Here is an 8525-nt window from a genome sequence, read left to right on the forward strand (position 1 = left end):
CGCCCCGCCAGCCGCGCCGCGGCGAGCGCCGCAGAGCATCTCACCGCGCGCGGGGTCGCGCGGGGTCGCGCGGGCTGCGGCGCAGCGCGGCCTCGACCAGGGGCACGCCGCGCGCGGGATTGCCATGCAGCGACTCATCGAGGCCCAGCCAGGCCAGCGTCACCGCGCCATTCGGATTGAGCGTGTTGGCATGGGGCAGCGCGACGAGTCCCGCCGCCGCATCCTGCGCCATGAAGGCCAGCAGCCCCTTCTGCCGCCAGGCGTGATGGTCCTGCGGGTCGAGCGCGATAGCCGCCCCGGCCGCTGCCAGCCCCGCGGCGACGGTCGCGGCGAAATCCTCCGCGGTGCCGTGATAGGCATGCCACCACGCCATCGCCGCGAGCACGCGATGCGCCAGCCCGCAGGCGGGATCGGCCGCCAGCGCCGCCGCCTGGTCGCGCGGGGCGCGGTCGAAGGCCATCTCCCCGGCCGACATCACCGACCACGCCGCCTGCGCGCGCCCGAAGGCGCCGAGTTCCGCCGGCAGCGCGCGGCGCAGGCGCTGACACTCCGCGCCCTCGATCTGCGGCGCCAGCGCGGCGACGATCCCCGCGGTGATGCGCTCCTGCATCGCGAAGGGGTCCTCGAGCGGTCCGTCGAATTTCTCCGCCCAGACATGGCCGCCCCCCCCGGCCTCGATCAGCTCCGCCGTGGCGCGAACCCGCCCGCCGGCGACGCGGACACTGCTGTCGACGACGTAGCGCACGCCGAGCGCTCGGGCGATCTCGCGCACGTTAGTGGCCTAGCTGTCGTTGCTATGGAGGTTGTCCCTCGGCCCATTCGTCGTTGGTCTCAAGCATCTGGGCGCCGACGAGCCTGCTGACGACCTCGTCGTTGGGAAAGATGCCGACGACATCGGCGCGGCGCTTCACCTCCCTGTTCAGACGCCCCATAGGGTTGGTACTGGCAATCTGCGGCCAGTGGTCCTTGGGGAAGTCCATGTAGGCGGGGACGTCATCGCGCGAGGCGTCCATCATCGCGCTGAGCTTCTGCTGCTTTTCGCGGGGCGCGTCGGCGACGGTGTTCCACTGCGTCACGGCCTCGCCCTTGGTGTCCTGCGCGAAGATCGTCTTCAGCATGGCGACGATAGCGGCGCGCTGCTTGGCCGGCGCGTGGGCCAAGGCATTCCTCATCCAATGAACTCTGCACCGTTGGAGGGTGGCGTTGAACACGCGGCGGGCGGCGGCACGCAGGCCTTTGTGGTCATCGGCGATGACGAGCTGGATGCCGCGCAGACCGCGATCGGCGAGCGAGCCGAAGGCTACCGACGTGTACTGGCTGCCCTGATCCGAGTAGTGCACCACGTCGGCGGGCGTCCTCGTCGTCACCGCCATGTCGAGCGCCTCGAGCACCAGGCGCGTTCGCAGGTCCGTCGCCATCGACCAGCCGACGATCCGGCGCGACCAGACATCGAGGACGACGGCGAGGAACAGGAAGCCTGCTGCGATCGGCACGTAGGTGATGTCGGCAACCCAGAGCCGGTTCGGGCCAGGTGCGTGGAAATCGCGGCCGACCAAGTCGTTGGCAGGGCGGTCGCTCGGCTCCCGCTGCGTCGTCGTCGGGAAGCGGCGCCGAGAGATGCCGCGCAGCCCCGCCATGCGCATCAGCCGCGCCACCCGCTTGCAGGCCACGGCCGTGCCCTCGGCCTGCAGCTCGGCATGCACGCGAGGCGCGCCATAGGTGCCGTGCGACGCGGCATGGATCGTGCGGATCCGGCGCAGCAGCGCCGCATCGGCAGTGTCATGGGTTGAGGCCGGGCGGCTGCGCCATGCGTAGTAGCCGGAGGGCGAGACGCCCAGCACGCGGGCCATGGTGGCGATCGGGAATTCGGCCTGGTGCGCGCTCATGAATTCGAAGACCCGGTCGGGGCGTCGATGGCCCTTGGCCCTCGACCCCTTGCGAACCAGGCCGCCGCCTTTGCCAAGATGTCGCGCTCCTGGCGCAGGCGATGGTTCTCACGCCGGAGCTTCGACAGCTCCTCCCGCTCATGGCTGGTCACGCCAGCATCTTTGCGGACGCTGCCATCGCGCTCGGCCTGGCGCACCCAGTTCCAGATCGACTGCGCCGTCGGCTCGAACTCCCTGGCAAGCTCCTCTGGCGTTCGTCCTGATCGGACCAACTCCACCATCTGCCGCCGGAACTCCGGCGGGTAGGGCACCCTGAATTTCGGCATCTCGGACACCTCCGTCTCAAGCCTCGGGGTGTCCACGAAACCGGGTCAACTCCAACTCCAGTCGCGTGGGAACTGGCGGAGGGAGCGCTCCCGGATTTGAAGCGTCGCCGACCTGCTGCCTTGGAGACGGTCCGCCAGTTTAGTGAGAGGAACCGGACTGCGACCCTGCTCGGCGGGAAGACCCGCCAAGGTCACGTTCTCTCCGGTCGCGGATGACCTGAGATGGACGATGATGGCCGGCGGTGTTGCTCCGTCGCCCCGCCGCGACCTCGCCTTCAGGGGCGGACGACCTCCAGAGGGCCATGGTCGTCGCAGTGGTCGCCATGCGGCAAGGCTTCGTGCCCGCAGCCGGGGCCGTGGACGTGGCCCGCTTCGTGTCCGTCGCAGTCCTGACCCGCCGTGCAGCGATCCGGGTTCGTCTCGCTAGCCTCGATGATGTGCTCGTCCACATGGTCGCCATGCGGGTGATGCAGGTGGCCGTCATGCAGGTAGTCCACGTGATCCCCATGGCGCACGGCGGTATGCCCGCAGCCCGGGCGGTGGTCGTGGTTCGCGTGATGGGGCGCGGTGCATCCGGTCATGGCGCGGCCCTATGCGTGTAGTGGGGCTCGCGGAACCGCCCAGCGTCGCCGGACGGGGTTACCGAATGTCGACGGCTGCGGCCTCCCATTCGCGAGGACCGATGCCGCGGCCGCAGATCGGACAGCGCAGGATGATGCCGCGCGAGTCCAGGTTGTGCGCCGGCCCGTCGAGGTCGACCGTCGTGACGCGAACGCTGGTAACGGTCATCTCGCCGTCACAGCGCAAGTCACAGGCGCCAAGCACCTCCGGCGTTTCCGGCTCGGCGCGGAAGGTGGAGGCGACGGTCGACCCGGCAGCGACCGCGACCAGGCCGGGCAGGATCAAGCGACGTGTGATCATGCGGCGATGATGCGCCGCGATGCCGCGTCCATGGTAGCAATTTGCACCCCGACATTTGTCTGCCGGGAGAGCTCAGCGCTCGGGAGCGCCCGGGTCGGGTTGACACCGCAGGCTCAGCCGCCTGGATAGTCCCGCGGCGCCGATCCGGCGAAGAGCCCGCGCAAGCTCAGGACGAGCGCCACCAGGCCGAGCACCGGCGCGACCGGCAGCCAGGGCGCCGCGAGCGCATAGGTGCGGTACTCCCAGACCATCGCACCCCAGTCCGGCCGTCCAGCATCGGCCCCGAGGCCCAGGAAGGCGAGCCCCGCATAGGACAGCGCGATCCGCGGCAGCCGGGTGCCCGCCCACGCGAACCAGGCCTGCCTCAGCACCGGCCAGACATGCCGGCGGAGAGCGCGCGGCAGTGTCACGCCGAGCGCGAGGGCGGCGCGCACATGGCCCTCTCGACCCGCTGTCGCGGCGAGACCCGCGACGACCAGCGCGGCCTGCCCCGCCGCCGGGACGGCTAGCGCCAACCCCGCCACAGCCGGCACGATGCCTCCGCCCGCGGCGCCGGCGACGGCTAGCGCGGCCAGCAGGCCCGGCACCGCCGTCAGCAGTTGTGCCGCCCCTCGTGCCATGGCCCCTGCCGTCCCCGGCCATACGCCGGCGAGGCCGAGCGACAGACCGGCCAGCCCCGCGAAGCCCGCGCCGGCCAGCACCGCTTCGATCGTCGGCAAGGCGCCGGCAAGAATGCGTTCCAGCAGGTCACGCCCGAGATGGTCGGTACCGAGCGGATGCGACCAGGCGGCCAGCGGCGGGCGCAGGCGGAGATCGAGGTCGATGCTGCCCTGCGTGCCGCCGACCAGCCAGACCGACGCCAACAGAACCAAGAGCACCAGCGCGGCCCGCCGCGGCATTGCGGCTCAGGCCACGAAGGGACCGGGACGAGGGTCCAGCACGCGCCGCATCGCCTCGGCGCCGCCCTGGGCCAGGGCGCAGACGAGCAGCGCGGCCAGCAGTGCTCCCTGCACCGCGGGCCAGTCGCGTGCCCGCGCCGCCTCGGCCGCGAAGGCACCGAGACCAGGCAGGCCGAACAATGTCTCCAGCACCGCGGCGCTGCCAGCGGTGAGCGCCGCCTCGCTCCCCAGCACCGGCACCAGCGCGGCCAGTGCGTGGCGGCGCCCCACCCGTTTCAGCCCCGCCACGCCGGGCGCCGCGCCGCGCGCGAGCGCAGCCGCATGGAAGGTGCTGTGCGCAACGCTGCGCAGGGTCGCGCGCAGCGTCGCCGCCATCGGTCCGAAGGCCGCTAAGGCGATCAGGGTCACGGGCAGCGCCATCCGCGCAGGCAGCGGGCCGGTGAGCGCCGGCAGCACTCCGAGCCCCGCCGCAACCACCCATAGCAGCAGCGCCCCGATCCAAAAGGCCGGTACCGCCTGTCCGGTGACCGCGAGCGCGTCCACCGTCCGGTCGGCGATACCGCCAGGCCGTGCCGCCGCCCGCGGTGCAACGGCCAACGCCAGCAGCGCTGCCATCGCCAGCCCCGCCGCGCCGAGTGCGAGGCTCACCGGCAGCCGTGCCAGCACCTCCGCCGCGATCGGCTGGCCGGTACGGAAGGAGAGGCCGAAGTCGCCCGTCAGCGCCGCGCCGAGCCAAGTCAGATACTGTGCCGAGAGCGACTGGTCGGTGCCGAAGCTCGCGCGCAGTGCCGCCAGCGCCGCCGGATCGACGGCTTGGTTCGCCTCCAGCAGCGCGAGCATCGCGGGATCGCCCGGCGCCGCGCGGGCCAGCGTGAAGGCGGCCACGCTGCCCACCAGCAGCAGCAGGCAGAGCCGCAGCGTCCCGCTCACCGGATGCCGGCGTGCAGGATGTGATAGTCCGACGGCCAGGGCCGGTAGCCGGCGAGCCGGGCGGAATGGCCGATGTGCCACTCCGGCGTCAGCAGAGGGACGATCGGCAGGCTGGTGTTGAGCATCGCCGCCGCCTCCCGCGCGAGGGCGTGGCGCGCCGCCGGCGCCTCCGCTGCGGCAAGGCGGTCGAGCGTGGCGTCGAGGGCGGAATCGGCGAAGCCCATCACGTTGAGCGGCGCACCGCTGCGCACATACTGCTCCTGCGCGAAGGCCGGGTCGCCGCCGGGCGCGACATGGGTGGTCCAGAAGGCGATGTCGAAGCGCCCCTCCTGGATCGCCGGCGTGATCGCCTCCACCACCTCGGTGCGGAGCCGGATGCCGAGCGCCTCCAACTGCGCGCGCGCGACTGGCGCCAGCGTCAGGAAGTCGGGGCGTTGCGGATAGGCGGTCAGGGTGAGCTCCAGCACGCGGCCCTCGCGCCGGCGCACGCCGCCCTCCATCCGCCAGCCGGCCTCGTCGAGCAGCGCGGCGGCGCGGGCGCGGTCGGTGGGCAGCGGGTCCGGCAGGCCCCACGGCAAGTAGGCCGGGAACAGGCCGGAGGCCGGCACGCCGCCGCCGATCGCCCGCGCCATCTGCGCGCGGTCGAGCGCCAGCGACAGCGCCTGGCGCACCCGCGCATCGCCCAGGGCCGGGCGGCGGAGGTTCAGCAGCAGCATGTAGTGGTAGGCGACGGGGGTGGATACGACGGTGATGCCCGGCCGGCCACGCAGCCGCGGCAGCGTTTCGGTGGCGAGCCCGAAAGCGAGGTCGAATTCGCCGGCCTCGAGGCCGATGGCCAGCGCATTCGGGTCGGTCAGGCGTCGGATGACGGCGGCGAGCCGGTCGGCCCCGTCGCGGAAGGCGGGGTTGGGCTCGAGGACGATGCGGTCGCCGCGGCGGAACTCCCGCACCATCCAGGGCCCGGTGAAGACGAAGCCGCCGGCCTCGGTGCGGCGATGGATCACCAGCGGGAACTCGGCGAGCAGCGGCGCAATCGCGCCGACCGGTCGCTCTGGCGCGAGGCGCAGCGTGGTGGCGTCCACCGGCTCGATGCTGGTCGCTGCGCCGATCCCGGTGCGGGCGCGCGGGTTCTCCGCCAGCGCGCGGCGCAGCGAGGCGACGACGGCGGCGGCATCGCAGGGTGCGCCGTCGGAGAAGCGAAGGCCGGGCAGCAGCGAGACCGTCCAGGCGCCGTGGTCGTCCCGCCGGGTGTCGCGCGCCAGGTTCGGCACCGTCGCGCCGCTGCGGTCCGTGGTGAACAGCGCTTCCGCCACGCCATGCGACTGCAGCGCCCAGCCGGCGCTGCCCTGGGCGGGATCGAGGCTTTCCGCCAGGAAGCCCTGGCCGACCGTGATCGGCCGCGCGCCCTGCGCCGCGATCCGCGCGGGCATCAGCGTGGCGAATGGTAGCGCAAGCGCGGCGCGGCGCGGCAGCGCGGTCATGCGGCGGCGCTCCAGCGCGGGAAGGGATCGGCGAAGCGGCCCCAGGCCTTGGGGCCACCGCGCATCTCGTTCTGGGTCAGCAGGCAGGCATCGAGGCGCTTGCGCAGCGCGGCCTCATGCATGCCGATGCCGATGAAGACGATCTCCTGCCGGCGGTCGCCAAATGGCTCCCGCCAGTTCGCCATCACGCCGCGGCGCCATTCGGCATCGTCCGGCCAGCGGGATTGCGGCTGCGCGGCCCACCAGAAGCCTGCCGCCTCATGCTTGCCGACCGCGCCGGCGAGCTGCCAGGAGCCGGCCCAAGGCATGCGCGTGGCCAGCCAGAAGAAGCCCTTGGCGCGCACCACGCCGGGCAGGTCGCTCTCGATCAGCGCCTTGAAGCGGGCGGGATGCAGCGGCCGGTGAGCACGCCAGACGAAGCTGGCGATGCCGAACTCCTCGCTCTCTGGCAGGTGGTGGCCCGACAGCGCCTGCGCCCAGCCGGCCGCCTGGCGGGCCTGCGCGAAGTCGAAGCGCCCGGTGCCGAGCACATGTGACAGCGGCACCTGGCCATTGACGCTGGCGACGATCTCGGCGCGCGGGTTGAAGGTGGCGATCAGCCCCGCCAGCCGGCCGAGCTCCGCCTCGCTCACCAGGTCAGCCTTGTTCAGCACGATGACGTCGGCGAATTCCACCTGCTCCACCAGCAGGTCCACCAGCATCCGATGATCCTCCTCGCCCGCCGACTGGCCCAGTGCGCGACGGCTCGCGGTGCTGGCGTAGTCGCGCAGCCAGGCCTGCGCATCCACCACCGTCACCATCGTGTCGAGGCGCGCGAGGTCCGAAAGGCTGAACCCGTCTTCGGTGCGGAAGTCGAAGGTGGCGGCGACGGGCATCGGCTCGCTGATGCCCGTGCTCTCGATCAGCAGCGCGTCGAAGCGGCCCTCCCGCGCCAGCTTCGTGACCTCCTGCATGAGGTCCTCGCGCAGCGTGCAGCAGATGCAGCCGTTCGACATCTCGACCAGCTTCTCCTCGGTGCGGGAGAGCGTGCCGCTGTTGCCGACCAGCGCAGCGTCGATGTTCACCTCCGACATGTCGTTGACGATGACGGCAACGCGCCTGCCCTCGCGGTTGGCGAGCACGTGGTTCAGCAGCGTCGTCTTGCCGGCGCCGAGGAAGCCGGAGAGCACGGTAACGGGAAGGCGCGTGTCGCGCGCGGTCTCGGTCAAGGCGTTCATTCCAGCGGGATCCGCCCGGGCTCGTCGAGGCAGAGCAGCAGGCGCGCGCGCTCGCCGGGACCGGCGGGCGGCGAGCGATGGATGCAGCCGAAGCCGGCATTGCCGCGGAACCCCTCGCCCTTGAGGATCGCCGCCGCGCCGGTCGCGACCCGGCTGCGTTCGCAGGGCAGCGCCTTCGGGTCGATCCCGCGCGCGGCACGCGCGCCGCCGGCGATCGGCAGCCATTCCGTGCCCGCGCCGCGATAGGTGCAGAGCAGGCGCAGCCCGACCGCGTCGGCATGCCAGCGATGGCAGGCCGGGCCGGTGATCGCCTCGAGCCGGATGCGCACCGCGCCGCCGGTGTCGACGATCGCCGCGAAGGTCCGTGCCAGGCGGCAGATGTCGAGCAGCAGGTCAAGCGGCGCGGTGGCGGGCAACTTCGCCGCCAGCGCCTCCACCGCGCGTTCGGGATCGTCCTCGGCCACTGCGGTGAAGGGCGCGGCGTCGGCCAGCGGGCGCAAGCCGGCCGTCAGCGCGGTCGCCAGGTCGCGGTGCCAGATGGCGAGGTTCACCTCCGGCCGCAGCACGTCCCGCAGAATCTCTGGCTCGGCGCCGGAGACCGCGACAGGTCGTCGGCGCGGTGGCGTGTCGGGATGCAGCGGCGGGGCGATCCCCGCTTCAGGGAGGGCCTCAAGCATCAGGCCGGCCATGCGACGGGCTCCTGGGGATGGGCGGGGATCCAGTGCAGCGGCGGCAAGCGGGCGAGGATGCCGGCGCGCAAACGCTCCGGCCGCGCGGCGCGCGGCAGGAAGCCGTCGGCGCGGGCCGCGTGGGCGCGCGCGGCGGCGAGCAGGTCGGCCGCACCCTCGCCATCCGGCGGCAGGTC

General features: G+C 72.7%; 9 protein-coding genes and 1 pseudogene. All 10 read right to left on the reverse strand.

Annotated elements, in window-relative coordinates; genetic code table 11:
* Nucleotides 1-40 precede the first annotated feature (40 nt).
* Complete coding sequence (locus OZN99_RS19605) at nucleotides 41-772, reverse strand: hypothetical protein (protein WP_270936959.1); 732 nt, start codon at nucleotides 770-772, stop codon at nucleotides 41-43.
* Nucleotides 773-794: 22 nt separating this feature from the next.
* Nucleotides 795-2212 (reverse strand): annotated as a pseudogene (locus OZN99_RS19610) (IS3 family transposase).
* Between the two features lie 275 nt (nucleotides 2213-2487).
* Nucleotides 2488-2727, reverse strand: a complete 240-nt coding sequence (locus tag OZN99_RS19620) for a hypothetical protein (protein ID WP_270936951.1) — start codon at nucleotides 2725-2727, stop codon at nucleotides 2488-2490.
* Nucleotides 2728-2851: 124 nt separating this feature from the next.
* Nucleotides 2852-3133: a hypothetical protein gene (locus tag OZN99_RS19625; protein WP_270936952.1), complete on the reverse strand. Its 282-nt coding sequence runs from the start codon at nucleotides 3131-3133 to the stop codon at nucleotides 2852-2854.
* A 113-nt stretch (nucleotides 3134-3246) separates the two neighbouring features.
* Complete coding sequence (locus OZN99_RS19630) at nucleotides 3247-4011, reverse strand: ABC transporter permease subunit (RefSeq protein ID WP_270936953.1); 765 nt, start codon at nucleotides 4009-4011, stop codon at nucleotides 3247-3249.
* Nucleotides 4012-4038: 27 nt separating this feature from the next.
* Complete coding sequence (locus OZN99_RS19635; protein WP_270936954.1) at nucleotides 4039-4962, reverse strand: ABC transporter permease; 924 nt, start codon at nucleotides 4960-4962, stop codon at nucleotides 4039-4041.
* Nucleotides 4959-6443: an ABC transporter substrate-binding protein gene (locus tag OZN99_RS19640; protein WP_270936955.1), complete on the reverse strand. Its 1485-nt coding sequence runs from the start codon at nucleotides 6441-6443 to the stop codon at nucleotides 4959-4961. The genes OZN99_RS19635 and OZN99_RS19640 overlap by 4 nt, the downstream gene beginning before the upstream one ends.
* The gene (zigA, locus tag OZN99_RS19645) at nucleotides 6440-7660 is read right to left on the reverse strand and encodes a zinc metallochaperone GTPase ZigA (RefSeq protein WP_270936956.1); all 1221 of its coding nucleotides are present in this window, start codon (nucleotides 7658-7660) and stop codon (nucleotides 6440-6442) included. The genes OZN99_RS19640 and zigA overlap by 4 nt, the downstream gene beginning before the upstream one ends.
* Entirely contained in the window at nucleotides 7657-8349 is a 693-nt protein-coding gene (locus OZN99_RS19650; RefSeq protein ID WP_270936957.1) for a DUF1826 domain-containing protein, read from the reverse strand. Before OZN99_RS19650 ends, zigA begins: the two co-directional genes overlap by 4 nt.
* Nucleotides 8337-8525, reverse strand: a 189-nt coding sequence (locus OZN99_RS19655) for a DUF1636 family protein (protein WP_333779749.1), incomplete at its 5' end; no start/stop codon positions are given. The genes OZN99_RS19650 and OZN99_RS19655, both read right to left, overlap by 13 nt.

The sequence above is a fragment of the Falsiroseomonas oryzae genome, assembly GCF_027856955.1.
GTDB classification, from domain to species: domain Bacteria; phylum Pseudomonadota; class Alphaproteobacteria; order Acetobacterales; family Acetobacteraceae; genus Falsiroseomonas; species Falsiroseomonas oryzae.